The 25,422-nt window shown below is 72.8% G+C and carries 21 protein-coding genes; 12 read left to right on the plus strand and 9 right to left on the minus strand.

Annotation, left to right across the window (positions count from 1 at the left end):
- Positions 1 to 154 precede the first annotated feature (154 nt).
- The 9 genes from ABZ234_RS26435 to ABZ234_RS26475 all read left to right on the plus strand — a co-directional run bounded on the left by ABZ234_RS26435 (position 155) and on the right by ABZ234_RS26475 (position 8,262).
- Positions 155 to 1,444: an NAD(P)/FAD-dependent oxidoreductase gene (locus ABZ234_RS26435; protein WP_355013819.1), complete on the plus strand. Its 1,290-nt coding sequence runs from the start codon at positions 155 to 157 to the stop codon at positions 1,442 to 1,444.
- A 7-nt stretch (positions 1,445 to 1,451) separates the two neighbouring features.
- The gene (locus ABZ234_RS26440) at positions 1,452 to 1,874 is read left to right on the plus strand and encodes a RidA family protein (RefSeq protein ID WP_267949475.1); all 423 of its coding nucleotides are present in this window, start codon (positions 1,452 to 1,454) and stop codon (positions 1,872 to 1,874) included.
- Positions 1,871 to 2,539, plus strand: coding sequence for a DUF1028 domain-containing protein (locus tag ABZ234_RS26445; RefSeq protein ID WP_355013820.1), 669 nt, complete (start codon positions 1,871 to 1,873; stop codon positions 2,537 to 2,539). The genes ABZ234_RS26440 and ABZ234_RS26445 overlap by 4 nt, the downstream gene beginning before the upstream one ends.
- A complete protein-coding gene (locus tag ABZ234_RS26450) occupies positions 2,529 to 3,728 on the plus strand; it encodes a M20 family metallopeptidase (RefSeq protein WP_355013821.1) in 1,200 nt (399 codons plus the stop codon). The genes ABZ234_RS26445 and ABZ234_RS26450 overlap by 11 nt, the downstream gene beginning before the upstream one ends.
- The gene (locus ABZ234_RS26455) at positions 3,725 to 5,143 is read left to right on the plus strand and encodes an aspartate ammonia-lyase (protein WP_355013822.1); all 1,419 of its coding nucleotides are present in this window, start codon (positions 3,725 to 3,727) and stop codon (positions 5,141 to 5,143) included. Before ABZ234_RS26450 ends, ABZ234_RS26455 begins: the two co-directional genes overlap by 4 nt.
- Before the next feature lie 462 nt (positions 5,144 to 5,605).
- Positions 5,606 to 6,106, plus strand: coding sequence for a hypothetical protein (locus tag ABZ234_RS26460; protein WP_355013823.1), 501 nt, complete (start codon positions 5,606 to 5,608; stop codon positions 6,104 to 6,106).
- A gap of 319 nt (positions 6,107 to 6,425) precedes the next feature.
- Positions 6,426 to 6,764 (plus strand): helix-turn-helix transcriptional regulator, encoded by a 339-nt coding sequence (locus tag ABZ234_RS26465; protein WP_355013824.1) that lies wholly within the window; start codon positions 6,426 to 6,428, stop codon positions 6,762 to 6,764.
- Between the two features lie 17 nt (positions 6,765 to 6,781).
- A complete protein-coding gene (locus ABZ234_RS26470) occupies positions 6,782 to 7,651 on the plus strand; it encodes an ImmA/IrrE family metallo-endopeptidase (RefSeq protein ID WP_355013825.1) in 870 nt (289 codons plus the stop codon).
- Positions 7,648 to 8,262, plus strand: coding sequence for a hypothetical protein (locus tag ABZ234_RS26475; protein ID WP_355013826.1), 615 nt, complete (start codon positions 7,648 to 7,650; stop codon positions 8,260 to 8,262). Before ABZ234_RS26470 ends, ABZ234_RS26475 begins: the two co-directional genes overlap by 4 nt.
- 235 nt (positions 8,263 to 8,497) lie before the next feature.
- On the opposite strand, the gene ABZ234_RS26480 is transcribed toward ABZ234_RS26475, so the two are convergent.
- Both ABZ234_RS26480 and ABZ234_RS26485 read right to left on the minus strand, forming a co-directional pair.
- A complete protein-coding gene (locus tag ABZ234_RS26480; protein ID WP_355013827.1) occupies positions 8,498 to 9,859 on the minus strand; it encodes an MFS transporter in 1,362 nt (453 codons plus the stop codon).
- A gap of 40 nt (positions 9,860 to 9,899) precedes the next feature.
- Positions 9,900 to 10,844, minus strand: coding sequence for an SDR family oxidoreductase (locus ABZ234_RS26485; RefSeq protein WP_355013828.1), 945 nt, complete (start codon positions 10,842 to 10,844; stop codon positions 9,900 to 9,902).
- Between the two features lie 327 nt (positions 10,845 to 11,171).
- Between ABZ234_RS26485 and ABZ234_RS26490 the strand changes: the two genes are divergently transcribed.
- Positions 11,172 to 12,011, plus strand: coding sequence for a helix-turn-helix transcriptional regulator (locus tag ABZ234_RS26490; protein ID WP_355013829.1), 840 nt, complete (start codon positions 11,172 to 11,174; stop codon positions 12,009 to 12,011).
- 181 nt (positions 12,012 to 12,192) lie between these two features.
- On the opposite strand, the gene ABZ234_RS26495 is transcribed toward ABZ234_RS26490, so the two are convergent.
- The 7 genes from ABZ234_RS26495 to ABZ234_RS26525 form a co-directional block, all read right to left on the minus strand.
- Positions 12,193 to 13,758: a GMC family oxidoreductase N-terminal domain-containing protein gene (locus ABZ234_RS26495; protein ID WP_355013830.1), complete on the minus strand. Its 1,566-nt coding sequence runs from the start codon at positions 13,756 to 13,758 to the stop codon at positions 12,193 to 12,195.
- Positions 13,759 to 14,310: 552 nt separating this feature from the next.
- Complete coding sequence (gene folE / locus ABZ234_RS26500) at positions 14,311 to 14,889, minus strand: GTP cyclohydrolase I FolE (protein ID WP_330158019.1); 579 nt, start codon at positions 14,887 to 14,889, stop codon at positions 14,311 to 14,313.
- Positions 14,886 to 15,533, minus strand: a complete 648-nt coding sequence (locus ABZ234_RS26505; RefSeq protein ID WP_355013837.1) for a 7-carboxy-7-deazaguanine synthase QueE — start codon at positions 15,531 to 15,533, stop codon at positions 14,886 to 14,888. The genes folE and ABZ234_RS26505 overlap by 4 nt, the downstream gene beginning before the upstream one ends.
- An 846-nt stretch (positions 15,534 to 16,379) precedes the next feature.
- Positions 16,380 to 17,111, minus strand: a complete 732-nt coding sequence (queC, locus tag ABZ234_RS26510; RefSeq protein WP_267949485.1) for a 7-cyano-7-deazaguanine synthase QueC — start codon at positions 17,109 to 17,111, stop codon at positions 16,380 to 16,382.
- 156 nt (positions 17,112 to 17,267) lie between these two features.
- Positions 17,268 to 20,096 (minus strand): AAA family ATPase, encoded by a 2,829-nt coding sequence (locus ABZ234_RS26515; protein ID WP_355013831.1) that lies wholly within the window; start codon positions 20,094 to 20,096, stop codon positions 17,268 to 17,270.
- A 104-nt stretch (positions 20,097 to 20,200) separates the two neighbouring features.
- Entirely contained in the window at positions 20,201 to 21,097 is an 897-nt protein-coding gene (locus ABZ234_RS26520) for a class I SAM-dependent methyltransferase (protein ID WP_355013832.1), read from the minus strand.
- Positions 21,098 to 21,754: 657 nt separating this feature from the next.
- Positions 21,755 to 22,231, minus strand: a complete 477-nt coding sequence (locus tag ABZ234_RS26525; RefSeq protein ID WP_355013833.1) for a MarR family transcriptional regulator — start codon at positions 22,229 to 22,231, stop codon at positions 21,755 to 21,757.
- Between the two features lie 224 nt (positions 22,232 to 22,455).
- Between ABZ234_RS26525 and ABZ234_RS26530 the strand changes: the two genes are divergently transcribed.
- Together ABZ234_RS26530 and ABZ234_RS26535 are read left to right on the plus strand one after the other, a co-directional pair.
- On the plus strand, positions 22,456 to 24,273 hold the full coding sequence (locus ABZ234_RS26530) for an NAD(P)/FAD-dependent oxidoreductase (RefSeq protein WP_355013834.1): 1,818 nt from the start codon (positions 22,456 to 22,458) through the stop codon (positions 24,271 to 24,273).
- A 29-nt stretch (positions 24,274 to 24,302) separates the two neighbouring features.
- Positions 24,303 to 25,334 carry an SMP-30/gluconolactonase/LRE family protein gene (locus ABZ234_RS26535; RefSeq protein ID WP_355013835.1) on the plus strand — a complete coding sequence of 344 codons (1,032 nt, stop codon included), beginning with the start codon at positions 24,303 to 24,305 and terminating at the stop codon, positions 25,332 to 25,334.
- Positions 25,335 to 25,422 lie beyond the last annotated feature (88 nt).

Below are 25,422 nucleotides of genomic sequence, written 5' to 3' on the forward strand. Positions count from 1 at the left end.
TCCATCCGCCCGGCGGACGGGCCCGTGGAGCGGCCCGGCCCGGCGGACTCCGCGGACACCGCCCCGGTGCGCCGGCCGGGTCCACGGAGAAAGCACGCAGAGCGCGTCCGCCGCCGCGGAACCACACGCGTTGACCGAGCCCTGGAGGTTTCGCATGTCAGTCCAAGAGATCGAGGTCGTCGTCGTCGGAGGGGGGCAGGCCGGGATCGCGGTGAGTGAGCACCTCAACGAACGCAAGGTGCCGCACGTCGTCCTGGAGAGGAACCGCGTCGCCGAGCGCTGGCGCTCGGAGCGGTGGGACTCGCTGGTCACGAACGGGCCCGTCTGGCACGACCGCTTCCCCGGGCTGGAGTTCACCGGCCTCGGCCCGGAGGACTTCGCCTCCAAGGAGCAGGTGGCCGACTACCTGGCCGCCTACGCGGAGAAGATCGGTGCGCCGATCCGCTGCGGTGTCGAGGTGACGTCCGTGCGCAGGCACACCGGCCGCAGGGGATTCCGGGTCCGGACCTCGGACGGGGACTTCGACGCCCGCTACGTGGTGGCCGCCACCGGTCCCTTCCAGCGCCCGGCCGTCCCGCCGATCATCCCCGAGGAGGCGGGCCTGGTCCAGATCCACTCCAGCGCCTACCGCAACCCCGCCCAACTGCCCGAGGGCGCCGTGCTCGTGGTCGGATCGGGCTCCTCGGGGGTCCAGATCGCCGACGAGCTCCGTGCCGCCGGCCGACGGGTCCACCTCTCCGTCGGACCGCACGACCGCCCCCCGCGCAGGTACCGCGGACACGACTTCGTCTGGTGGCTGGGCGTGCTCGGCAAGTGGGAGGCGTCCTCCCCTCCGCAGGGCGCCGAACACGTCACGATCGCGGTCAGCGGCGCGCACGGCGGCCGCACCGTGGACTTCCGGACGCTGGCCGACCGCGGCATCACCCTGGTCGGCCGGACCGAGTCCTTCGACGCCGGGACCCTCCGCTTCGCGCCCGACCTGCGGGACAACATCGCGCGGGGCGACGCCAACTACCTGTCCCTGCTGGACGAGGCCGACGCCTACGTCGAGCGCAACGGCCTCGACCTCCCAGAGGAGCCGGAGGCCAGGATCCTGGGCGAGGACCCGGAGTCGGTGACCGACCCCGTCCTCGAACTCGACCTCGCCGCCGCCGGGATCACGTCCGTCCTGTGGGCCACCGGTTTCACCGCCGACTACGGCTGGCTGCAGGTGGACGCCTTCGACGCGGACGGCAGACCCAGGCACCAGCGCGGGGTCTCCTCCGAGCCCGGTGTGTACTTCATGGGGCTTCCGTGGCAGTCCCGCCGCGGCTCCAGCTTCCTCTGGGGGGCCTGGCACGACGCGAAGTACGTCGCCGACCAGATCTCGATCCAGCGCGGCTACATGGAACACAACGACTCGAACCCGCGCCCGTCCCACGTCCGAGCCCGCATCCAGGAGTGACCACACCATGACCACGCACAAGCGCATCCGCCCGTTCAACACCAAGGACACCTACCCCGAGCAGAACCTCGACAACGACCTGTGCCAGGCGGTGGTGGCCGGCGGCGTCGTCTACCTGCGCGGCCAGATCGGCCAGGACCTGGACACCCGGGAATCCGTGGGCATCGGCGACGTCCGCGCGCAGACCGAGAAGGCCATGGCCAACATCGACCTGCTCCTCAAGGAGGCCGGGAGCGACCTCCGGGACATCGTCAAGGTGACGATCTACCTCGTCGACCCGCGCTACCGCGAGGAGGTCTACCGCGAGATCGGGCGCTGGCTCAAGGGCGTCCACCCGGTCTCCACCGGCATCGTCGTCCAGGCCCTGGCCCGTCCGGAGTGGCTCGTGGAGATCGACGCGACGGCCGTGATCTCGGGAGGCGGGGAATGACCTTCTCCATCGCCGCCCACCAGGACGGCCGGTTCGGCATCGCCGCCGCCTCGTCCTCCCCCGCGGTCGCGGCACGGGTCGTGCACCTGCGCGACTCCGTCGGCGCCGTCGCCTCGCAGAACATCACCGACCCGCGGCTGGGAGCGGCGCTGCTGGACGGGCTCGCCGCGGGCGCGGGTCCCCGGGAAGCGCTCGACTCCGTCGTCGACGGCGAGCCGGACATCGACTACCGGCAGCTCACCGTGGTGGACGCCTCCGGGGCGGCGGCGACCTACAGCGGCGCGCTCACCCTCGGCGTCCACGGGGAGGCCACCGGACCGCACTGCGCGGCCGCGGGGAACATGCTCTCCCGACCCGGCGTCCCCGAGGCCATGTGCGAGGCCTTCGGCTCCGCCGGGGGAGAGCTGGAGGAGCGTCTCCTCGCCGCGCTCGCGGCCGGGCTGGCCGCCGGCGGCGAGGCGGGACCGGTGTACTCCGCGGGTCTGTCCACCGTGTCCGCGAACGGCTGGCGCGACACGGACCTGCGCGTCGACTGGCAGGAGGACCCGATCGAGGCGCTGCGGGGGCTGCTCGGGGTCTGGCTCCCGCAGCGCGACGACTACGTCCGGCGCGGCCTGGAACCGGCGGCCTCGCCCGGATACGGGGTGCCCGGCGATGACCGTTGAACCCGGCGGGCAGCCCGGCGCCACGGAGCACCTGGAACGCCTGATCACCTACTCCGAGACCCTGCACGCCCACCCGGAGACCGCCTGGGAGGAGCACCGCGCGGCACGGTGGACGGCGGAGCTGCTCGAGGAGTTCGGTTTCGACGTCGAGACCGCCTACCTCGGCTTCCCCACCGCGGTGCGCGCCACCTACGGGACCGGCCGGCGCCGGGTCGGCTTCGTCGTCGAGTACGACGCGCTGCCGGGCCTGGGCCACGCCTGCGGGCACAACCTCATCGCCGCGATGTCGGCGGGCGCCGCGATCGCGCTCCGGGCGTGGGCGGACCCGCTCGACCTGCGCATCGACGTGATCGCCGCCCCGGCCGAGGAGGGCGGCGGGGGCAAGATCGAACTGCTCGACGCCGGAGCCTTCCGGGATCTGGACCTGGCGCTGATGGCCCACCCGGGCCCGGTCGACGCCCCGCGGGCCGAGCCCTACGCCGTCGCCCACGACCACGTCCGCTTCACCGGCCGGTCCGCCCACGCGGCCGCCTACCCGCACGAGGGCCGCAACGCCAACGACGCCTTCGTGATCGCCCAGGTGGCCCTCGGCCTGCTGCGCCAGCAGCTCCCGCCGGGCACCCGCGTCCACGGGATCCAGACGGTGGGCGGCCAGGCGCCCAACGCCATCCCCGGGACCACCGAGGGCCGCTGGTACACCAGGGCCGAGAGCCTGGCCCAGCTGGAGCCGCTGCGCCGCCGGGTGGAGCAGTGCTTCGAGGCGGGAGCGCTGGCCACGGACACCGCGGTGGAGTTCACACCGGAGTCCCGGCCCTACTCCGAGTTCCGCACGGACGAGCGCGCCCTGGAGATCTACACGCGTCACGCCCTCGCCATCGGGCGCAGGCTCGACGCGCCCGTGGAACACCGGACGATGAACCGCGCCTCGACCGACATGGGCAACGTCTCCCAGCACGTGCCCGCCATCCACCCCTACATCGGACTGGACTGCTTCCCGGTGAGCAACCACCAGCCGGAGTTCGCCGCCGTCTGCGTGGGGGAGGCGGCCAACCGGGTCATCAGGGACGGCGCCACGCTGCTCGCGCGTACGGCGCACGAGTACTTCGCGCGGGAACCCGGCCCCGCCGACGCCGGCCCGGCGGGGAGCGCGCCCGTCGCCGGACGACGGCCGGGAGGAGGGCCGGCATGAGCGCGGACGTCCCCGTGGAGAGGACGGAGGCCGACTCGCTCGGTGAGGTGTCGGTCCCGGCGGACGCGCTCTGGGGGATCAACACCGCACGCGCCAGGGCGAACTTCCCCGTCACCGGCCGCCCCTGCGGCGAACTGCGCGACCTCGTCTGGGCCTACGGGGCGGTCAAGCTCGCCGCCTGCCGCGCCAATGCCCGGCAGGGGCTGCTGGACCCCGCCCAGGAGCAGGCGATCGCCGAGGCCTGCCACGAGCTCATGCGGGGCGACCTCGACGGGGAGCTCCTCGTCGACCGGGTCCAGGGCGGGGCGGGGACCAGCACCAACATGAACGTGAACGAGGTGGTGGCCAACCGGGCACTGCAGATCCTCGGCCTCGCGCCGGGGACCCGCGCGGTGATCGACCCGCTCGATCACGTCAACCGCAGCCAGAGCACCAACGACACCTATCCCACCGCGGTCAGGATCGCGGTCCACCGCGGCATCGAGCGGCTCGTGCCCGCGCTCCTCCGGCTCGCCGCCGAGTTCGAGGCACGTTCGGCGGACTTCCGCGGCATCGTCAAGATCGGTCGCACACAGCTGCAGGACGCCGTGCCGATGACCCTGGGGCAGGAGTTCGCCGCCTTCGCGGAAACGATCCGGGAGGACGCAGCCCGACTGGAGGAGTTCCTGCCCCACCTTCGTGAGGTCAACCTCGGCGCCACGGCGATCGGGACCGGCATCACCGCCCCCGTCGGATACCGGCGGAGCGTGGTGGCCGAGCTCAGCGAGGTCACGGGGTATCCGCTGACCTCGGCGAACAACCTGATCGAGGCGACCTCCGACACCGGTGTGTTCGTCTCGGCCTCCGGGCTCCTGAAGCGCTGCGCGCTGAAGCTGTCGAAGATCTGCAACGATCTCAGGCTCCTCGCCTCCGGTCCGCAGGCAGGGCTGCGGGAGATCGTGCTCCCGGCCGTGCAGGCGGGATCGTCGATCATGCCGGGAAAGGTCAACCCGGTCATCCCGGAGACCGTGAACCAGGTGGCGTTCCTCGTCGTGGGGGCGGACACGACCGTGACCATGGCGGCCGAGGCCGGGCAGCTGCAGCTCAACGCCTTCGGGCCGGTCATCGCCTCCTCCCTCCTGGACTCGGCGGACCTCCTGACGAACGCCGCCGACCTGTTGACCGGGCGTTGCGTGAGCGGTATCCGCGCCGACGGCGAGGCCGTCTCCGCGCGGACCAGGGGAAGCCTCGCCGTCGCGACCGGACTGGTGCCGCTCCTCGGGTATGCGCCCACGGCGGCTCTCGTGAAGGAGGCGCTGAACGGGCCCCGCGCACTGGCCGAACTGGTCCTGGAACGGGGCCTGCTCGACGAGGAGCAGCTCGATGCCGTGATCGCGCCGGAGAAGCTGACCGGTGAGGGCACCGTCGTCCTCTAGCCACCCGCACGGCCGTGCCCGCGGTCACGCCTCAGGGGCGGCTCCGACGGTTCCGGCGTCGAAGCCGCCCCGTTCCACGGTCCTGGGCCGCGGTCGCGGCAGGGTCCTGCCCGGCCGGGGCCTCCTCCTGGAAGGCCGTTGCGGTCCGTCCGCCCGGGGCGCCGGCCGACGCCCTCCTGGAGCACCCGGGCCAGCACCCGGACGTGCGTGACATCGCCGCGGCCGCGCGGATCGGAGTGTCCCGCCTGCTACGTCGGCCCAAGGCTGACGGAAGTGACGCAAGAGGGGGTCGAGGAGGATTGCCACAGGATTTAGAACCCACATGAGGTGAGCTCCAAGCCGCCTCGACCGCGCCCAGCGATCCATCCGCTGGGCGCGTTCCCTCTGGCCAGCTTCGGACACGGACAACCGGGTGGGGTCATCGTGGCCCCGTGGGCGCCCAGGGTCACCCTTTCCGGCGCGATGATGGCATGCCTGGTGGTGGACGCCGACGCGAGGCGGGCGCAGGGGCGGTTCGTCGGCGGCGCCGATTTCATGAGCTTGCGCGACCAGCGAACCCGGCGAGGCGCTCCACCCGACCTCGACGCGGTCGCCGAGCGGACGTGGATCCTGGCGGGCGACGCACGCAACGTGGTGTTGGGCGGTGCCGGACCTCAGCTGGCGCTGATGAACCCCGGCATCGCCATGGGTTTCCAGCCCTTGCCCGGTCGAGGGCCGAGCTGTGTGTGGCTCTCGACCACGGACGGTCCCTCGTGGGCACGGCTGCACGTCGACGGCCGGATGGAGCAGGGCGGTCCGCGTCGGCTCGGCGAGCAGATCATCACCAGCCACGAATGGTGGCGGGCCCAGGGCAGCCCCGACCTCACCGAATACGGGCTGACCGTCACGACGGCGGGCGAGCACCGGGTATGGCTGCGCACCCCTTCCGGGCCGGGTTGGATCCAGAGCCCCGCCCAGGCATGAGCATCCTCCCCGCCCGCGCCCCGGCCGGGGTCGGTTCTACCCGCTTTCCTTACCGGGAGGGATGAGGGAGACGGCCGACGTACGCCCTGCCGGTCCTGATGCCTGACAAGGCAGCTCTCACTCCTGGTCGTCCCGTCCGTCCCGGGTAGGGAGTCCTCCTCGATCTCCCGCTTGCCTTCCACCCAGGACGCACGGGACGCGTCGACCGCATGCCGGCGCTTGGAAAGGTGTTTCCGGCTGCCTGTGGTGTTGTACCGGGCGTACGACTACACTTGAATCAAAGAAGAATTGAGTGATTCAGGCTGGTGGGGTGGTGGTCATGACAACGACAGGTATCGGTGAGAGGATCGAACGCGCACTCGCGGCGGCCCACCTGAGTCAGCGTGCCCTCGCCGACTCCACAGGTATCTCGCAGTCCACTCTTTCCCGGATCATCTCCGGTGACCGGGAGGCGAAGATGCCCGAGCTTGTGGCGATCGCATGGGAGACCGGGCACACGGTCGCCCGACTCACCGGAACCGGTGCGGTCACCGAGCGCGTGCAGTGCGCGGCCCGCGCCACCAACGGCTCCGACATGGGCGGTATGCGTCAGACCCTTCTGGACTTTCTGGAACTGGACGCCTACCTGGACGACCAGGCCATCCCCGCCACGGTCTGAAAGGGGATCGAACGACTGTGAGCGCCGAAGCCGAAGGCCGTGTCGCCGCCGAACGCTTCCGCAGGGAGCAACACCTGGGTGTGCAGCCGTTGGGCGACCTCGCGGCGATCATCGAGCAGTCCACAGGCATCGACGTGGCTGTGCTCGACGCCGAACAGGATCAGCACGGCATGATGATGCGGGACCCGCTACGCGATGCCGTGTTCATCGGGGTCGCGTGCACCCGCCGTCCGATGCGTCAGCGCAGCACGCTCGCCCATGAGCTCGGCCACGTCCTGTTCGAAGACGCGACGGACAGTGCGGCGGTCACTTGGAGTGACCGTTCTCCTGAAGAGGTCCGAGCCGACGCCTTCGCCCGACACCTGCTCATCCCGATCGACGGCCTGCGTGAATTCCTCGGAGAGCGTGGGCCGCTGACCCAGGCCGTTCTCTCCGAGGTCGTCCAGCGTTTCCTGGTCTCACCGCCGATCGCTGCGATCGCGCTGTGCCAGGCGGGGTACATCGATGCCACCGTCAAACAGGAGTGGTTGCCGCTCACCACGCCGCGGCTGGCCACGCGGTTCGGCTGGAGTGACCAGTACCGTGCCCTGCAGGAGGAATCCGACCGGCGCAGGCCACCGCAACGGTTGCTCGCCCGAGCCATCAGCGCCTACTCCGAAGGCGTGTTGTCCGTACAGGCCATCGCCACTCTTCGCGGCATCACCCGCCAGGAGGCCGAGGCGGAGCTGCGGGAAGCGGGTGTGGTTCCGGGCGAACGACGGGTCGCGTGGGCCGACCCCGCCGAGCTACCGGATGCGGACGTGGACCTCGCGGCACTGGACGAGGCTCTCGACATGCCTGCCCACGATGCTGAAACCCCTGACGTGACAGCGAGAGAGAACGGATGAACCACCGGCCGATCATCGATGCCGGTCCCGGCCTGAACTTCCTCTCGATCAACCAGGAGCGTCTCCTCATCCGTGTCCTGGGCAAGCTCAGTGCCCCGGAAACCGTGCAGAGCGAAGTGCTCAGCAAGTCCCGGCAGGATGAGCGCTTTCGCGCTGCCGCAGGCATCTGGCGGAAACTGACCCCCAACTGGATGCAGATCCTGTCAGATGACCAGACCCCCGAACTCGCGGCCGTCGTCCAGCGCATCACTCACCAGCCCATGGCCGAACGGCTGAGGCGTCCCAAGGACCTGGGCGAGCTCATGGTCATCGCGCACGCGGTGGTCGGCGCCGAAGCCGGCAGGGAGGTGACAGTGCTCATCGACGACGGTGAAGGGGCACGGACCGCCACGTCCGAGATCAACCGCCTTCAGCGGCTTCGGAGCAGTGGACGCGCGGTGGGGTCGATCACCCTGATCAGCACGCTGACCGTCCTGGAACGGGCGGCGCAGAAGCAGTACGTCGCGGACAGAGCCGAGATGCGCCGTCTCTACGGGAAGCTGCGCGAGCTTGATGACGGGATACCGCCCATCGAGACGACCGCACTCCTGTCGCCCACCCTCTGGCTCTGACGCCCACCTTCGCTGCAAGAGCGCGGCGCCTTGCTTCAACAGGGTGGGGGCGAAGGCCCGGACGCCGGCCCGCCCGCTCCGCCGACCCACCGTCCCGACCAGATCCCGGGCCTCCGGGAGGACCGGTGACGGCCGTCCGCCCGGGGCAGGGGCTGTCTCCCCCTGCCCCGGGCGGACGGAGCGGGCCGGCGGCCGCGGGCCCGTGGCGGCCCTGCGGCGTGCCGGCCCGGGACGGTCAGCCGTGGGCCCCGGCCTTCGGCCTGTCGGGGGAACCGGGGGCGTCGCCGCCCTCGGCGATGCCGCTCAGCACCTCGGAGGCGGCGAGTTCGTCGCGCGCGGCGAGCCGGTCGAAACCGGTGACCGGGGGGTAGACGTAGCGGCCCAGGGTCGCGATGAGGATCGCGCCGAGGACGAGGATGCCCATCAGGACGGGGATGACGGGGTCGTAGGAGCCCAGCAGGTCGTAGCCCAGCCCGAGGAGCAGCGGCCCGAAGGCGGTGCCCAGGAGGAACGCGGCCTGGACCACGCCCAGGATCCGGCCGAAGTAGCGCGTGCCCAGGTAGCGGCTGATGAGCAGGGCGAGCAGATCGCCCTCGATGCCGAAGGCGACGCCGATGAAGGCGACCGCGACGGCGGCGCTGCCGAACGGCGGGTACAGGAAGAACATGCCCGCGATGGGGGCGATCATCACGATCGGGCCGATGATCGTTCCGGGCACGCGGTCGACGATGAAGCCGCCGGCCACGCGTCCCACCAGCGAGGCGAGGCCGAAGACGACCAGCAGGGTGGCCGCCTGCTCGGCGCTCAGCCCGCGGTCGGTCATCATCGGCACGAGGTGGACCTGGAGGCCGTAGACGACGACTCCGACCAGGCCCAGCCCGACAGCGATGCCCCAGAACTGCCGGGTGCGGAACGCCTCGCGGACCGTCAGGCCGGGGAGCTGGAGGCTGACGTCGCGGCCCTGCACCTGCGTCTCCTGGACGAGCCGTCCGCGGACGTGCCGTTCCGCGCGGGCGCGCACGAACAGGGTGACCATCGTGACCGACACCAGGACCGAGATCAGCGCCATCACGCCGTACGTCATCCGCCATCCGACGTTCTCGATGAGCGCTCCGGCCAGCAGCGGGGCCAGGGCCGAGCCCAGCCCGATGATGCCCGTCACCACGCCGACGGCGAGGGCGCGGTTGTTGTCGAACCAGCTCACCACCGCCCTGGTGGCGGGTACCGCCGTTCCGGCCCCGAAGAACCCCACGAAGAAGCACGGGACGAAGTAGACCCACTCGACCGGCGGCACCAGCCCGACCAGCGCCATCGAGGCCGCGAACAGCACGAACCCCGGCACGAGGATGTAGCGCGCGGCGAAGCGGTCCACGAGCTGCGCGACGATGATCAGGCCGATCGCCATTCCGACCGCCGCGACCGAGAACGCCCCGGTCACGGTCGTGCGGCTGAAGCCGGTCTCCTCGACGATCGGCAGCACGAACAGGCCGATGGTGGCCAGGTACATCTGGGGGCCGACGGCGTTGGAGGTGCCACCGCCGATCACCACCCACCAGGGGCTTCTCGGTCTCGTTGCGCGGGGGGTGACAGTGCTCATGCGGACTCCGTGGGTAGTGGGGCGGTCGTGCGAACGGCGGTCAGGCGGCGAGGAAGGAGACCTCGGCCAGTTCCTCGGAGACCTGCCAGACGCGCGCCGCCTCCTCCGCGCTGCGCAGCGGCGGGTACAGCCGCTGCTCGGAGGGCGGGCCGCCCAGCCTTCCGAAGCCGCTGGGGCTGTAGAGCGCACCCGGCTTGGAACCGGGGTCGGTCGCGGCCATCAGCGCGGGCAGCTTCGCCGACTCGAGGGTGCCCAGCAGGATCCCGCGGGCCGACAGGGCCCGGATCCGGCGGATGTGCGGGGTGTCCTCGCTGCGGCCGAGCTCGGGGCGGGCGGCCAGGAGGCTCGTGGGGGCCACCCCGGGGTGGGAGAGGTTGCTGGTGATGCCCCACCCGTGAGCCTTGCTGCGGCGGTCCAGTTCGAGGCCGAACAGCCCGAACGCGATCTTGGACTGGCCGTACGCGCGCATCCCGTCGTAGGAGTGGTCCCAGTTGATGTCCTCCCAGTTGATGGAGCCACGGCGCGCGGCGACACTGATCTGCGAGGTCACCCGTGCCCGCCCGGCGCGCAGCAGCGGCAGGAGCCGGCCGACCAGGGCGAAGTGGCCGAGGTAGTTGGTGCCGAACTGCAGCTCGAACCCGTCGACCGTGGTCTGGTGGTTCGGGGGCCGCATCACGCCGGCGTTGTTGATGAGGATGTGGATCGGCCGGCCCTCTTCGCGGAGCGTGTCGCCCAGGGCGGCGACCGAGGCCAGCGAGGAGAGGTCGAGGCTGCGGGTCGACACCCGCGCGCCCGGGTGGGTGCGGCGGATCCTCTCGACCGCCTTCTCCCCCTTGGCGGGGTTGCGGACGGGCATGAGGACCTCCGCGCCGGCCGCGGCCAGCCGCTCGGCCATTCCCAGGCCCATGCCGTCGCTCGCGCCGGTCACGACCGCCAGCTTCCCGGTCAGGTCGGGCACGGTGATGTCGATGTTTCGACGTGGCATTGCTCTGCTCCTCGGATAGTCGATCTTTCACGCCGGTCGGGGGCGTGGAAGGCGTCCGGGTGTTCCCCTCCGCCGGGGGCAGGGGCGGGTAGGGGTCACCGGACCGCGCCGACCGGGAACGGGAGGGACCGGTCACCGACCCGTCCCGCTTCCGTTCCCGGTTCGCAAGAGCGATCCTCGGTCCTCGGCGGGGGAGTAACCACGGCCTCCCGATCCCAGGCTCGCGGGTCCACCCCTCGGGGCGGCGGCCGGAAGGGGGGATCGGCGGTCCGTGGCTACACTCGCGCGCGGACGGTAGACACAGAGCATGACCTTGGAAGGAATGCTGTGATCGATCGCACCGGGCTGGCGGAGTTCCTCCGCAACCGCAGGGGGGCGCTGCAACCCGAGGACGTCGGGCTCCCGCGCGGGCAGCGCCGCAGGACCATGGGCCTGCGACGCGAGGAGGTCGCGTCGCTGTGCCACATGTCGACCGACTACTACTCCCGGCTGGAACGGGAGCGCGGGCCGCAGCCCTCGCTCCAGATGCTCGCCTCGATCGCCCAGGGGCTGCACCTGTCGCTGGAGGAGAGGGACCACCTGTTCCGCCTCGCCGGACACAACCCGCCCGCACGCGGCGGGGTCGGAGACCACGTCGGCCCCGGCCTGCTGCGGATCCTCGACCGCCTGGACGACACCCCCGCGGAGATCGTCACCGAACTCGGCGAGACCCTCAGGCAGACCCCGATGGGCGTCGCCCTCACCGGCGACACGACCGGGTACACCGGGCCCGCGCGCAGCTCCGGGTACCGGTGGTTCACCGACCCCTCCGTGCGGGACTTCTACGCCCCCGAGGAGCATCCGTTCCTCACCCGCATGTACGCCTCGGGCCTGCGCCAGATCCTCACCCTGCGGGGCCCCGACTCACGGGCCGCGCACCTGGCCGAACTGCTCCTCGACCGGAGCGAGGAGTTCCGACGGGTGTGGGGCGACCACGAGATCGGTGTGCGCCCCCACGACGTCAAGCACTTCGTCCACCCCGAGGTGGGCCCCCTGACGCTGAACTGCCAGAGGCTGCTCGACCCGGGCCAGGCGCACTCGCTGCTCGTCTACACCGCCGACCCCGGGAGCGAGAGCCACGAGAAACTGCGCCTGCTCTCCGTCATCGGGGCCCAGTCGCTCCACTGAGGCCCCGACCGTCTCTGTCTCCGGCCGCTGCCGGGGTCCGGGGCCGCTCGCACGACGGTTCCGGTCCTGCCGGGCCCGCAGCGACGGGCCGCCGGGCCCCGGCGCACGCCGGCGGCGCTTCGGCCCGGCCGCCGGGGCCCTCCCGGGACGCTGGCCGCCGGTGCCGCCCGCGGGAAGGCCCTCATCCGATGCGGTCGGCCATGAGCTCGCCGACCATGATCACCGTGAGGTTGGTGTTGGCCCGGGGGACGGACGGGAGGATCGACGCGTCGACCACGCGCAGGCCTTCGACCCCCAGGACGCGGCCCTGCGGATCGACCACGGAGGTCGGGGCGTCGGGGGCGCCCATCCGGCAGGTCCCGACGGCGTGCTGGGCGTCGGCGGCCGTGGACAGCAGGTGGTCGTCGAGCCGGACGTCGTCGTCGAGGGCCCGGAACAGGTCCCGGTTGAGGCGCTCGACCGGCTCCGAGGCGATGCGCGCGACCTCGTCGCCGCGCGCCAGTTCCACCAGCTCCCGGATGCCCGAACGCAGGCGCGCGAGGTCCCGCGCGTCGGCGAGCATCCGCTCGTCCACGCGCGGGTGCACCGAGGGGTCGAGGGAGGTGAGGGCCAGGGACCCGCGGCTGTGGCACTGGTTGAGGACGACCCCGAACGCGCCCGCGCCGTGGGGCAGTGCGGCCCCGGCCATCGACAGGATGTCCTGGTTGAGCGCCACGTACATCAGGTCGTGGGCCCGGGCCGCCGGGTCGTCGGAGGTGAAGCGCACGCAGACGTTGGTGTGCCGGTGGTCGGGGGAGGGCAGGGCGGCCTCCGCGGAGAGCGGGATCGTCACGCCGACCATCGGGTGGTCCTGGAGGCCTTCGCCCACCGGCAGGTCCTGGCGCACCGCGAGTCCCAGGTCCCGCAGCTGACGCGCGGGCCCGATCCCCGACCGCAGGAGGATGGCGGGCGAGTGGATCGTCCCCGCGCTGAGGACGACGAGGTCGGCGTGCTCGCGCGCACGGACCCCGCCCGTGACCGCCTCCACGCCCATGGCGCGGTCGCCGTCGAAGAGCACCCGGTCGACCGTCGAGTCACCGCGGATGGTGAGGTTCCTCCGGCCGCGGGCGGGCTCCAGGTAGGCGTCGTTGGTGCAGACCCGTCGCCCTCCGCGGGAGTTGACGGGGTAGGGCGAGACGCCGCTCGCCCCGGGCGCGTTCACGTCGGCGCTCCAGACGTGGCCGGCCGCGAGGGAGGCCGCGCTCAGGGCGGCGTCGACCGAGCCCCAGTCCTCCTCGGGCGTGCGGTACACCGGGATCGGTCCGCCGCGGCCGTGGTAGGGCTCGTCGCCGAACCGCTCGTCGTCCTCCAGCCTGACGAAAAAGGGCAGCACGTCCCGGGGGGACCATCCGTCGCACCCCTGGCCGGCCCAGTCCTCGAAGTCGTCCATGGGCGGACGGATCGCGATCTGGCCGTTGACCGCGGAACTGCCGCCGACACCCCGCCCTCTCAGGAACGGGGTCGCCGGCTGTCTCTCGGTCCGGGCGGCGTTCAGGCCCGACCACACCAGCTCTGCGCCGGCCACCGGGTCGAGCAGCGCGGGGACCGGGTTCGGCGATCGCCACACCTCGGGCATCCGGTCCGACGCGTAGTCGGGTCCGGCTTCGAGGAGCAGCACCCGCCTCCCCCGGGCGGACAGCCGGTCGGCGAGGACGGCACCGGCCGAACCGGCGCCGACCACGATGACGTCCCAGTCGTTCACGCTCATATCGAACCTCCTGGTGTGAGGGGGCGCCGGTCCCGGGGCGCGCCGGGCGGTCGGGGACGGCCGCCGTTCCGTGGACCGCCGCAGCCGTTCACGGCGCGCCTCCGACACGCGGGTCCCGGCCGCGGGGGATGTCCGCGGCGACCGATGAGAGGGTCCACGGTTCCTCCCGACACGCGGGTTCCGCGCCCGATCGCGGATGGGAACCAGTGAAGACCATGCCGTTGCGGCACACTCAACCCCGGACGCGTGCCATGTGACCGAGGACACGCCTGTGTCAGGAGCGGCCGGGTGTCCCGAGGGTCGGCCGCCGCGGGCCTCGGGCAGCGGGCGCCCGCGCGGGAGGGGCGCCGGTCATCGCCCGCCCCGACCGGGGACGCCCGCCCCCGCCGGCGCTCCGGGGGCGGCGGTTCGGCGGCACCGCCCGAAGCCTCCCCACAGGCGGGGCCGGGTGCCGGCGCCGGGGCCCGGAGCGGCCGGGCCCCGACGGTGCGGTCTGTCCTCCCGGTACCGGGAGGACCGGGCGGGGGCGCCCGTAGGACCGGAACGGGGCGGTCAGTTCCCGGGGAAGGCGATCTTGATCAACTCCTCCCGGGGCGGTCCGTACTCGCGGAAGACCCCCTCGAACACCGAGCAGGTCATGAGCGCGGGGGTGCGGATGCCCCGCATGGTCATGCACAGGTGCTCGCCGCGGCCGATGACGGCGACGTCGTCCGTCTCCGTCACCTTGGCGATGTCCTCGGCGATGTCGCGTACCAGGCGTTCCTGGACCTGGAGGCGGTGCGCGTGGCGGTGGGCGATCCGGGCGAACTTGGACAGCCCGAGCACGTGGTCCCCGGGCTTGTACGCGATGGTCAGGACGCACGAGAACGGCAGGAGGTGGTGTTCGCACAGCGACCACACGGTGATGTCCGAGATCATGACGATCTGCCCGTCCGTGCGCAGCGGGAAGTGCGTCTCGACCCGGCCGGCCTGATAGTTGCTGAACTCCCGCCACCACCGGGCGAACCGCCGCGGGGTGTCCTCCAGTCCGCTCCGGTCGGGGTCCTCGCCGATCTCGACGAGGAGTTGCCGTGCCACGCTCTCCAGCGGATCGCGCACGGTGGACTCCTGAGGAAGGTCTGCCAGCGTCATACGCCTCTCCGATCGCCCCACAACGTGATGTGCAGTCTGGTGGTCAGGTTCCAACCGCGTGCCAGGACGGGGTCCCGGATCTGGGCGAGGGACTGGTCCAGGGCGGCCTGGGTCCGTCCCTCGGGCATCACCCAGACCGAGCCGATGCCGTACCGCTCGACGACCGCCCCGACCTCGGCGAGGTCGGCCTCGGTGCGGCACACGAACTTGAACGCGGTCCCCGGTACCGCGGCCAGGGCCTCCAGGGCCCGTCCGACGATGCGCTTGCGCAGCGGGTCCCCCGAGTGGGCCAGCTTCGGCGACACGTTGAACCGCGCCAGCTCCGCCAGCCGGGCGTCCGGGGCGATCGTCCCGTTGGTCTCGATCTCGACGTCGTGCCCCGAGTCGCGCAGGTCCCGCACCAGCGGGTAGAGCCTGGTCTGCTGGTTCAGCGGTTCGCCGCCGGAGACGACGATCAGCGGAACCCCGTAGGCGACCAGGCGGTCGCGGACCTGCGTGTAGGGGATCTTCTTCAGTTCCTTCTTGGGGTCGTAGGCGATTCCTGTATCGCCCTTCCCGGTCCAGTCCCAGGTGTAGGGAGTGTCGCACCAGCTGCAGGACAGGTTGCACCCGCCCAGCCTGACGAAGGCGCAACGACGTCCCAGTGAAGGCCCTTCCCCCTGGAGGGTCTAGTGGGGCCGAAGATCTCGTTCACCACGAGATTCGGCGTGTCCATGGCCTCACCCCCTTCCGTGTTCGAGCGAGAAGCCGTGCTCATGGCCTGTACACCGCCCATGTCCTGACCGTCCCCGGGGCGCGTGCCGCGCCCGGTTCCGGATAGCGGGACGCCCACCGTCCGGACACCCGGCGGCGCGGGTCCCGCGCCGTGGGGCCGGGGGTGACGGCGTCGTTCGGATACCGGTGGTCCAGTTCCTGGCCCGCCCGGCGGGAGAACTCCAGGAGGCCGCCGCGGTCCCGTGCGGCCCCCGCGCCCGGTGCTTCCGCGCCGGCCGGGAGGGCCGGTCCCACGGCGTGGTCACGGCCGCGGGGGCGGGCGCGCGTCTGGTCCGGTCCCGGGCCGCCGGGTCGGCGGCCCGCCGGGGACGCGCGCCGTGTCGAGAAACCGAAGGGCATGGATGAACCTCCCTGACTCCGAGGATGGGCGCGACGCTCCCCAAGCGCATCACGGTCACCACCGAGAGATCTGCGGAGCGCCGACGAAGGATGGTCCGCGGCCGGCTCCGGCGTCCCCGTGGGCCGGTCCGCCCCGGGACCCGGGCGGGGAGCCCCCGGGCCCGCGCCCCTCCGCTTCCGGGCCGGGCGGGCCGAGGGCGTCCCGCGGACACGCGTCGGGGCCGTGGCACGGCGTGCCACGGCCCCGGACGCGCGGTCTCGCGCGGATCAGGCCCGGATCGGCCCGAGCGGGCCGGTCAGGAGGCCCCGGGCGGCGTCGCGGAGGGGAGGGGCTGGACGCCCGTCCCGGCGGCGGACCGCTCCGTGCGGGGGGGCGGTCAGGGCGCGGCGAAGCGCGCGTCGCCGTCCAGGTACTCGGTGGGGTCGGTGAGGCCCGCCTCCCGGAACGCCTCGGCCCGTTCGTAGCAGGTTCCGCACGTCCCGCAGTGGATGTCGCCCCCCTTGTAGCAGGACCAGCTGAGCCCCAGTGGCGCGCCGAGGCGCACGCCGTGCCGGGCGATGTCGGCCTTGGACCACGTCATGAAGGGGGTCTCGACGCGCGGTGCGGTGAACCCCTCGTTGGCGACCGCCACCAGGTTGCGCAGCGCGTCGACGAAGGCCGGGCGGCAGTCCGGGTACACGAAGTGGTCGCCGGCGTGCATCCCGAGCGCCACCGTGTCGGCCCGGCGGGCCACGGCCATCGACACGGCGAGGTTGGCGAGCACGGCGTTGCGGTTCGGGACGACCGTGGCGCGCATGGCCTCCTCCGCGTAGTGCCCGTCGGGGACGGTCACCCGGTCGTCGGTGAGGGCCGAACCCGTGAGCAGCGACCCCAGCCCCGACAGGTCCAGCACGTGGTGTTCCGCACCGTAGTGGCGGGCGATCTCCCGGGCCGAGTCGATCTCCTTCCGGTGCCGTTGCCCGTAGTCGACCGTGAGGGCCACCAACCTGAACCGCAGCGCCGCGAAGTGCGCCAGCAGTGTCGTGGAGTCCATCCCCCCGGACAACACCACGACCGCGGTGAAGGGGTCGCGCGCGGCATCGTCGTGGAACGCGTCCTGTGCTTCCATCGGCATCTCCATCCCCATGGGGCGGCTCGGCGCCGGGGCGGCGCCCGGGCCCCGGCGGCTGTCATGTGGTCACAGTGTCGTGCGGGCGCGACCGGGGCACATCACGGCCCGCGACCGAAATGTTCTCGCGCGGTACCGAAGTGGCGCCGGACCCGGTCAGGGGCCGCCGACCAGGATCTCCCACGTCCCGGGACCGCCGAGGACCTTGCCGAACTCGCCCCGGCCGGAGATGCCGAGCTTGCGGTAGGCGCTCGACAGGTGCAGCTCCACGGTGCGGCGGGTGATGTGCCGGTTGCCGGCGATCGTCTTGTTGGCCTGGCCCAGGAGCGCGTCGATCAGGATCTCCCGTTCGCGCGGCGTCAGGGCGAGGATGCCCCGCACCGATACGTCCTGCGGGGCGCGCCCCTCCAGGGCCACCAGCTGGAGGCGTACGCGGTCGGCGAGGTCGCGCGCCCCCCGGTCGACGGCCAGCCCCGCCGACCGGCTCAGCGCGGCCACCGCCTCCTTGTGCCGGCCCAGCCGCGCCAGCACCGTCCCCAGTTCGGCGGTGGTCCTCGCCGTCTCGAGGTCGTGCCCGGTCCCCTGGAGCAGGTCGACCGCCGAGTGCAGCAGCTCCAGCGCCGCGGGGCCCCCGGAGAGCGAGCCCCACACGCGCAGTGCCCGCGCGCGCTCCTGCGGCGAGCCGGTCCCCTCGGCGAACTCCAGCTGCCTGCGGGCGACCCGCAGCGCCTCGTCGCGTGCCCCCGTCTTGGACAGGAGCACGGCCCCCTCGCTCCGCCAGCAGAGCGTCCCCGGCCCCGCGGCCCCCGCCTCCTCGCGGCGGCGGACGATCCCCAGCAGCTCCTCGGCGCCCTCGGTCAGCTCACCGGCCCTAACGCGCAGCCTCGCCCGGGCGAGCGGGACGTCGGCGTCGTACCAGGCGGGCGGCACGTGGCCCTCGTGGTGGTGGCGGCGCAGCAGGGCCTCCGCCCCGGCGGGGTCGCCCAGGTCGAGCTGGACGTTGGCCAGCAGGCCGACGAGGCGGGTCCGGAACCTGCCGTAGCCGTGGCCCGCGTGGGTCGGCAGGTCCGACAGCCGCTCGGTGAGCACGTGCCGTGCCGCCTGGAGGTCGCCCGCGGCGTAGTGCCCGGCGGCCTCGGCGAGCTCGACCTCCGCACGCACCCAGCGGGGGAGGCGGTCCAGGTCCTCGACGAGCGCGCGCCGGCGCGCGAACGCCTCGGCCTGGTGGCCGCAGCCGACGAGCACCGACAGCGCGGCGGGGAGCGCCGCCGGGTGCAGCAGGAGGTCGTCCAGGTCGTGGTCCAGGGCCTCGCGCGCCTCGGCGAGCGCGACCGCGGGCGCCCCGTCCAGCTGGTGGGAGGACAGCGCCCCCATGGCCGTGGCGGCGGGAGGGCGCGCCGCGCCGCCGGCGCCGCGGGCGCCCTCCGCGGGGGCCGTCGGCACGGGCGCCATGGACCGGCCGTAGGCCAGGAAGGACCGCGGCCAGTCCTCGCGCTCCGTGCCGGCGACCACGTCCCGCACCGCGTCCAGGACGGCGCGCTCGTCGTCGCGGCGGTCGTCCTCGCACAGCGTCGCGCCGATCAGGCCGAGCAGCCGGCGGCGGACCGACGCGTCGGCGGTGCGGCCGAGTATCTCCACCGCGGCGCGCAGCCCCGTCCTCCGGTCGAGCGCGATCCGGGCGGACGCGAGTTCGGGCGCGACGCGGGCCCAGGCGTCCTCGGTCCCGGCCTGGGCGGCGTACTCCAGGTAGCGGACCCGGTCCCGGGCGGAGGTGTCGGGGGCCCGGGCGGCCGTGATCATGGCGGTCGCCGACCAGGGGGTGTCCAGGGGGACCGTCGACGCCGCCAGGTGCCGGGCCGGCCGCTGCCCGGCGTCGCGGCGCCGGTGCAGGAAGGTGGCGGCGGCCAGGTGGGCGGCGTTGCAGCTCATCACGGTCATCGAGCCGAGCAGCGCGGTGCCCAGCAGCGGGTGGCGGAGCGCCACCGCGTGGTCGTCGGTGACGAGGCGCATCCGCACCAGGAGGTCGAGTGTGGCCAGCGTGTCCTCGAGGGGGGTGCCGCTGAGGCGCGCCACGAGCGCCGGGTCGGCCTCGCCGGAGGTGGACGCCACGACGATCGCCTCGGCCACCCGCCGGGCCCGGTGGTCGACGCGGTTGGCCCGTCCGACGACCGCCTCGGCGACGGAGGGGATCACGGCCTCGCGCAGCGCGGCCGCCGTGCGTGGAGGGACCGCCTGGGCCCGTATCCACTCGCCCACGGCGCCGACCATGAACGGGTTGCCGGCGGTGATCCGGTGGCACGTGTCGACCAGGCCGGCGTCGGGGCGGCGGCCGAGCCGCTCGTGCAGCAGCGCGCCGGTCTCCCGCACGGACAGGCCGGTCAGGGTGGCGGTGCGGGCGCCGAGCAGCAGGTCCGCTAGCTCGGAGGGCGCCACGGGGGGCTCGCCGCTCCTGGTCGAGGCGACGAGGGTCACCGGCAGGTGCGCGACGTCCCGCAGGGCGTCCCGGAGCCGGACGAGCGAGGCCGGGCCCGCCAGGTCGACGTCGTCCAGCGCGATCAGCAGGGGGGCGTCCCGGGTCAGCGACTCCACCAGTTCCCGGAACCCGGCCGGTACGCCGTCCGCGGCGGGTTCCCGCGCGGGCGCGCCACCCGGGTCGACGCGGGCCCGCGGGCGCGCGGCGGCGTCCTCCGGCCCCTGCGGCTCCGCGGGGCCGTGGTCGGCGGCCAGCCGGAGCAGGTCGTCCGCGAGCGCGGCGACCAGCCGGTTCGCGTGCCGGGAGCACGCGATGAACGCCGCGCGGCCGTCGTGGCCCGGTGCGGGACGGCACACCGAGGCGAGAAGACTGGTCCGTCCCACCTTGGGCTCCCCCGTGACCACGTGGGAGGTGAGCCCCGTGCGCCTGCTGTGGTGGTGGGCCGACCGCAGTCTCGCGACCAGCTCGGCCCTGCCCGCGATCTCACCGTGCCGTGTCGGCGTGTCCAGCATCGTCGTCCTCGTGATCGGAGAAACCGAACCGATGGAGCCCCCGTCGGGGCCGTGGTCCGGGGCGGACGGAGGCGTCCGTGCCGCCCCGGCACGGCTGTCGGGGGTCAGGAACCGGGACGGGCGACCAGGACCGCGCCCTGGTCGCCGATCCCGTGGGGGCGGGCGGCGAAGTGGCGCTCCAGGGCCGGTTCCAGGGCGGCCCTGACCTCGTCGGCCCCGGGGTGGAGCTGGTACCAGAAGTCGGTCAGCACGGTCGCCGCCGCCGCGGCGCGCTTCGCCGGCTCCTCCTCGGCGAAGCGGACCGAGGCCTCCGTGCGGTGCAGCGAGAACTCCCCGAAGCCCCGTTCGGCGAGGAGGCGGGCGGCCGTCGCCAGCAGGTAGCCGTGGTGGTCGCGGAGGTCGCCGGAGACCGGGGCGCAGACGTCGTTGAACAGCCCCAGGACCTCGCTGTCGGCTCCGCCGACGATCAGCACGATCTTCGCCTCCGGGGCGCCCGGGTCGCAGACCCGGACCATCTCCGTGACGGCCTTCTCGACGTCGTCGACGAAGGGGAGGACCCACGCGCCGTAGACGGCGTCGAAGGAGGCGTCGGGGAAGGGGAGGTCCTCGGCGGTTCCCGCGAAGACGCTCACCCCGGCCTCGGCGGCCTCGTCCCGCATCGACTCCACCAGTTGCGCGTGCGGCTCGACGGTGGTGCAGTGCCCGATCCGGGCGGCGACGGCGCGGGAGAGCTCCCCGATGCCGCCGCCGACGTCGAGCACGTGACGGTTGGCGGCCATGAGGCTCTGGACGAGGGAGAGCTCCTCACCGCGTTCGAGCCTGGTCGCGAACCCCACCCATCCGTCGCCGGTCACCCTCCGCGGGCCGCGGAACCGGGCGGGCAGCAGGTCGCGGGGCCCCAGCGCGGGGTGCTCCAGGACCTGGGCGAGGGTGAGCCGTGTGCCCCCGGGTTCTCGGGGGGTGCTGCCGTGTGCCGGTGCATCCGCTCGTGCTTCGGTCATGCTCTGCGCACCTCTCTTAGCCGTGGGGGAGGGGGCCGTGTCCGGGGAAGTGCGGCCCTCTCCGCGGTCCCGTGTCGCCTGCGGCGCCGACCGCGGGCGGGAGCCCCGTCCTCGAACGTCCCGGAACGGACCGTGCCGCCGTGGTTCGCCGGTCCCGGCGCCGACCGCATGGGGAGGTATCCCCGTGAGGTGGAGGGGAAAACCGCGGGGTGGTGGAATTCCCCGTCCGGTTTTCCCGCTCCCGACCCGGAGTCCGCCGGAAAGGGATTTCCCCCGGTGGCAATGGCGGTCGGGAGATGTGTTTCCCGAGCGTGCGCGCGGAGGGTCGGAAACCGGGGTCGGCGCGGCCTCGCGCCGACCCCGCACGGGAGCCCGTGTGGCAAGGACTGTCGCAGGTGGCGCCTGGGGTGATGGCCCTGTTTGAGGCGGTCCGGGGGTCCCCTTTCCGGCTTCGCCGGAATTCCCTTGTGCGGGAATCCCGGAGCGGACCCGCCTGTCGAACGGGGGACTCCGGTAAGCGGTGCGGTCCCCCGAAAGAGCGAAAATTTCGGGCTGCCCGTTGTTTTTCCCGGGGCCGCCTCAAGAGCAAATCGGTCTTCTTGTGTATATTGCCGGTCGAATTAAGCGGTGCATGGCAAGAAGGAAACCCGCGGGGGGTCAGTCCCGCTCGCCCATGAGGGAGATCTGCTCGCTGACCGCCCGGAAGCCCTGTTCGAGGGCGCGCAGGTCCTCCATGCTCAGGCCCATGAGGATGTCCCTGCGGAACGGGCGTGCCACGGCCAGGCGCCGTACGACCGAGGTGCCGAGGGGTGTGGCGTGGACGCGGCGGACACGGTGGTCGTGGGGATCGGTCGAACGCGTGGCGACGCCCTGGCCCACGAGCCGGTCGAGAAGGCCGGACATCGACGCCATGGAGACGCCGAACGAGGCGGACAGGCTTCTCCCCGTCGCCCCCTCCTCGGTGGTGACCAGGATCATCAGCACTTTGAGCTGTTGGATCGTGAGGTCCATCGAGAGCAGGTTCTGGAGGAGGGCGGTCAGTACGGCCTCCTCCATGGATCCGTTCAGGGTCTGGATCTCGTTCACGATGCGTTCGCGTTCGTGTTCGCCCTGTTCAGTCACCTCTCGTGGCATACCGCCATGATAGATCGCCGCGCGCGGGCCACCCCCCGACTCCAATACTTAGGACGATGCTAACCTTTTTGAGCACGGTTCACAGACACCTCCGTCGCAGCGCGTGACGAACGCCCCGATCCCCCGCGGAGCCCCGTCGGGCGGCGCCGCCGCCCCCGAGAGGACCTCCGGCCCCGCGCCCGCCGCCCCGCTGCGACACGTCGGCAACGAAGTGAGGACGGCACATGACCACAGCCTCCGGCGCGACCTCGAACATCGACGACCAGATCGAAGAGGTGGACCTCGAAGCGCTACGGGCCAGATACGCCCGGGAGCGCGACCGCCGCATCCGCCCCGACGGAGCGAGCCAGTACCGCACGGCCGCCGGCGAGTTCGGCTACTACGCGAAGGACCCGTACACCCCGCGGACCGAGCGGGAGGCGCTGACGGACACCGTGGAGGTGCTCGTCATCGGCGGCGGGTTCGGCGGGCTCACCACCGGGGCGCGGCTGCGGCAGGCGGGCGTCGAGTCCCTCCGGATGATGGACGAGGCGGGCGACTTCGGCGGGACCTGGTACTGGAACCGCTACCCGGGCATCCACTGCGACATCGAGTCGTACTCCTACATGCCCCTGCTGGAGGAGGTCGGCTACGTGCCCAAGTGGCGCTACGCCCCCGGGGAGGAGATCCGGCAGCACGCGGTGGCGATCGCCGAGACCTTCGGCCTGTACCGCGACGCGCTGTTCCACACGCGGGTCACCGGCCTGGAGTGGGACGAGCAGGCGGACGAGTGGGTGGTCGAGACCGACCGCGGCGACCGCATGCGCGCCCGGTTCGTCATCACCTCCTCGGGCACGCTCACCCAGCCGAAGCTGCCCGGCATCCCCGGCATCGAGACCTTCCGGGGCCACACCTTCCACACGAGCCGGTGGGACTACGGCTACACGGGCGGCGACCAGGAGGGCGGGCTCGACGGCCTCGCGGACAAGAGGGTCGCGGTCGTGGGCACCGGGGCCACGGGCGTCCAGGTCATCCCGCACCTGGGCCGCGACGCGCAGCACCTGTACGTGTTCCAGAGGACCCCCTCCTCGGTGGACGTGCGCGACAACCGGCCCACCGACCCGGAGTGGGCGGCGTCCCTGCGCCCGGGCTGGCAGCGCGAGCGCATGGAGAACTTCCTCGCGATCGTCTCCGGCGAACAGGTCGGGACCGACCTGACCCGGGACGGCTGGACGTCGACGGCGCGGCTCCAGCGCAAGATGATCACCGGCGCGCTGGACACCAACCTCCCCCCGGAGGAGCGCGAGAGGATCGACGAACTCGTCGACGCGCGGAAGATGAACCAGATCCGGGCCCGCGTGGACGAGGTCGTCGACGACCCGGCCACGGCCGAACTGCTCAAGCCCTGGTACCGCTACATGTGCAAGCGGCCCTGCTTCAGCGACCACTACCTCCAGACCTTCAACCGGCCCGACGTCACCCTCGTCGACACCGCCGACCACGGCGGCATCACGCGCATGACCGAGGACTCGATCGTCGTCGGGGACACCGAGTACCCCGTCGACTGCGTCGTCTTCGCCACCGGGTTCGACGTGGGCCGCTCCGGGGTCATGTCCGGCACGCTGCCGGTGCGCGGGCGCGGCGGTCGGGGACTGCTGGAGTCGTGGAGCCGCGGGCCCAGCACGCTGCACGGCTTCTACAGCAACGGGTTCCCCAACCTCTTCCACCTGGGGGCACTGCAGAACGCGAACTCCGTGAACTTCGCGCACATCCTGCTGGAGCAGGCCGAGCACATCGCCGCCGTCGTCGCCGAGGCCCGCAAGAGCGGCGTTCCCGTGGTCGAGCCCTCGCAGGAGGCGGCCGACGAGTGGGGCCGGACCGTACGGGAGACGGCGCACGACAACTCCGCGTTCCAGGCCGAGTGCACGCCCGGCTACTACAACCGCGAGGGGGCCGGCGTCCACGGCGGTTCCTCCTACAGCCCCGGCCCCGTCGCCTTCCACCGGCTGCTCGGCGACTGGCGCAGGAGCAGCATCGGCGACGTCCTGGGCGCGAAGCCGTGACCCGTCCGCCCCGACCGAAGGAAAACCGTATGGAACCGCACCGCCGCACCACGCGACGCACGGTGATCGCCCGCGCGCTTCCGGCACTCGTCCTCGCGGTCGCGGCTACGGGCTGCGCCGACGCCGCCGCCAACAGCACGGACGGCGAGGGGGACCGGACGGCCGAGCTGCTCGTCCAGGTCACCTCCGTCCACGAGGAGACGGGGATGACCCTCCTGGAGGGGCCGACCTTCGCCCCCGACGGAGGCCTCCTGGTCGTCGACGTCACCGCACCCGCCGGGGAGCCCAAGGTGCTCAGGGTGGACACCGGCTCCGCCGAGGTGGAACCGGTCTTCACGCACGGGGACGGCGCGTACACGTCGGCCCAGTTCAGCCCGCTCGACGACCGGCTGTACCTGACGGACTTCGCCGGGGGGAGGATCGACAGCATCACCCCGGAGGGGGAGGACCACACCACGTTCTTCTCCGGGGACGTCGACGGGACGCCCATGCAGCCGGACGACCTGGCCTTCGACGAGGCGGGGAACATGTACGTCAGCGACTCGACCGGGTTCGGCGATCCGGCCTGGGAGCCCCGGGGCCGGGTCGTCAGGATCGACGGGGAGACGGCCGAGGCGACCGTCCTGGCGGACGAGCTCCCGGCGCCGAACGGCATCTCGTTCAGGGAGGACTTCGGGGGCCTCTGGGTCGGCCAGTACGCCGCGAACCGCGTCGACCACTACGAGCTCGACGAGGACGGGACCTCGGTGGTGACCTCCCACGCCGCCATCCACTTCGACGGCGGCACGAGCCGGATCGACTCCATCGCCGTCGACGCCGAGGGCAACCTCTACCAGGCGGTCCACGGTCAGCCGAGCATCTTCGTGTACAGCTCGACGGGTGAGCACCTGGCGACGGTGAGCGTGCCGTCCGACGACGCCGGGGGCCTGGAGTCGGCGACCAACGTCGCCATCGCGCCGGGCACGACCGACGCGTACATGACCGTGAGCGGGGAGGACGGCGGGTTCGTCTACTCGTTCGAGGCCCTGGGAGAGGGGATCCGCCAGTCCAACGGGGGCTGACCACGGCAGGGGCGGGCAACCGCCCCGCCGACTCCGGGGGGGGCGGGGCCGGCCCGGGGCGCGGCCGCCCCCCCCACCCCGGGGGGCG

Source organism: Nocardiopsis sp. NPDC006198 (assembly GCF_040613895.1).
GTDB lineage: Bacteria > Actinomycetota > Actinomycetes > Streptosporangiales > Streptosporangiaceae > Nocardiopsis > Nocardiopsis tropica.

Bases quoted from the DNA above. Each gene is read 5' to 3' on its own strand.
- folE (WP_330158019.1), bottom strand. From the start codon at position 14,889: ATGACGCTGGCAGACCTTCCTCAGGAGTCCACCGTGCGCGATCCGCTG.
- ABZ234_RS26515 (WP_355013831.1), bottom strand. From the start codon at position 20,096: ATGCTGGACACGCCGACACGGCACGGTGAGATCGCGGGCAGGGCCGAG.
- ABZ234_RS26485 (WP_355013828.1), bottom strand. From the start codon at position 10,844: ATGCCACGTCGAAACATCGACATCACCGTGCCCGACCTGACCGGGAAG.
- ABZ234_RS26450 (WP_355013821.1), top strand. From the start codon at position 2,529: ATGACCGTTGAACCCGGCGGGCAGCCCGGCGCCACGGAGCACCTGGAA.
- ABZ234_RS26435 (WP_355013819.1), top strand. From the start codon at position 155: ATGTCAGTCCAAGAGATCGAGGTCGTCGTCGTCGGAGGGGGGCAGGCC.
- ABZ234_RS26465 (WP_355013824.1), top strand. From the start codon at position 6,426: ATGACAACGACAGGTATCGGTGAGAGGATCGAACGCGCACTCGCGGCG.
- ABZ234_RS26495 (WP_355013830.1), bottom strand. From the start codon at position 13,758: ATGAGCGTGAACGACTGGGACGTCATCGTGGTCGGCGCCGGTTCGGCC.
- ABZ234_RS26445 (WP_355013820.1), top strand. From the start codon at position 1,871: ATGACCTTCTCCATCGCCGCCCACCAGGACGGCCGGTTCGGCATCGCC.
- queC (WP_267949485.1), bottom strand. From the start codon at position 17,111: ATGGAAGCACAGGACGCGTTCCACGACGATGCCGCGCGCGACCCCTTC.
- ABZ234_RS26535 (WP_355013835.1), top strand. From the start codon at position 24,303: ATGGAACCGCACCGCCGCACCACGCGACGCACGGTGATCGCCCGCGCG.
- ABZ234_RS26475 (WP_355013826.1), top strand. From the start codon at position 7,648: ATGAACCACCGGCCGATCATCGATGCCGGTCCCGGCCTGAACTTCCTC.
- ABZ234_RS26440 (WP_267949475.1), top strand. From the start codon at position 1,452: ATGACCACGCACAAGCGCATCCGCCCGTTCAACACCAAGGACACCTAC.
- ABZ234_RS26530 (WP_355013834.1), top strand. From the start codon at position 22,456: ATGACCACAGCCTCCGGCGCGACCTCGAACATCGACGACCAGATCGAA.
- ABZ234_RS26525 (WP_355013833.1), bottom strand. From the start codon at position 22,231: ATGCCACGAGAGGTGACTGAACAGGGCGAACACGAACGCGAACGCATC.
- ABZ234_RS26460 (WP_355013823.1), top strand. From the start codon at position 5,606: ATGATGGCATGCCTGGTGGTGGACGCCGACGCGAGGCGGGCGCAGGGG.
- ABZ234_RS26480 (WP_355013827.1), bottom strand. From the start codon at position 9,859: ATGAGCACTGTCACCCCCCGCGCAACGAGACCGAGAAGCCCCTGGTGG.
- ABZ234_RS26455 (WP_355013822.1), top strand. From the start codon at position 3,725: ATGAGCGCGGACGTCCCCGTGGAGAGGACGGAGGCCGACTCGCTCGGT.
- ABZ234_RS26520 (WP_355013832.1), bottom strand. From the start codon at position 21,097: ATGACCGAAGCACGAGCGGATGCACCGGCACACGGCAGCACCCCCCGA.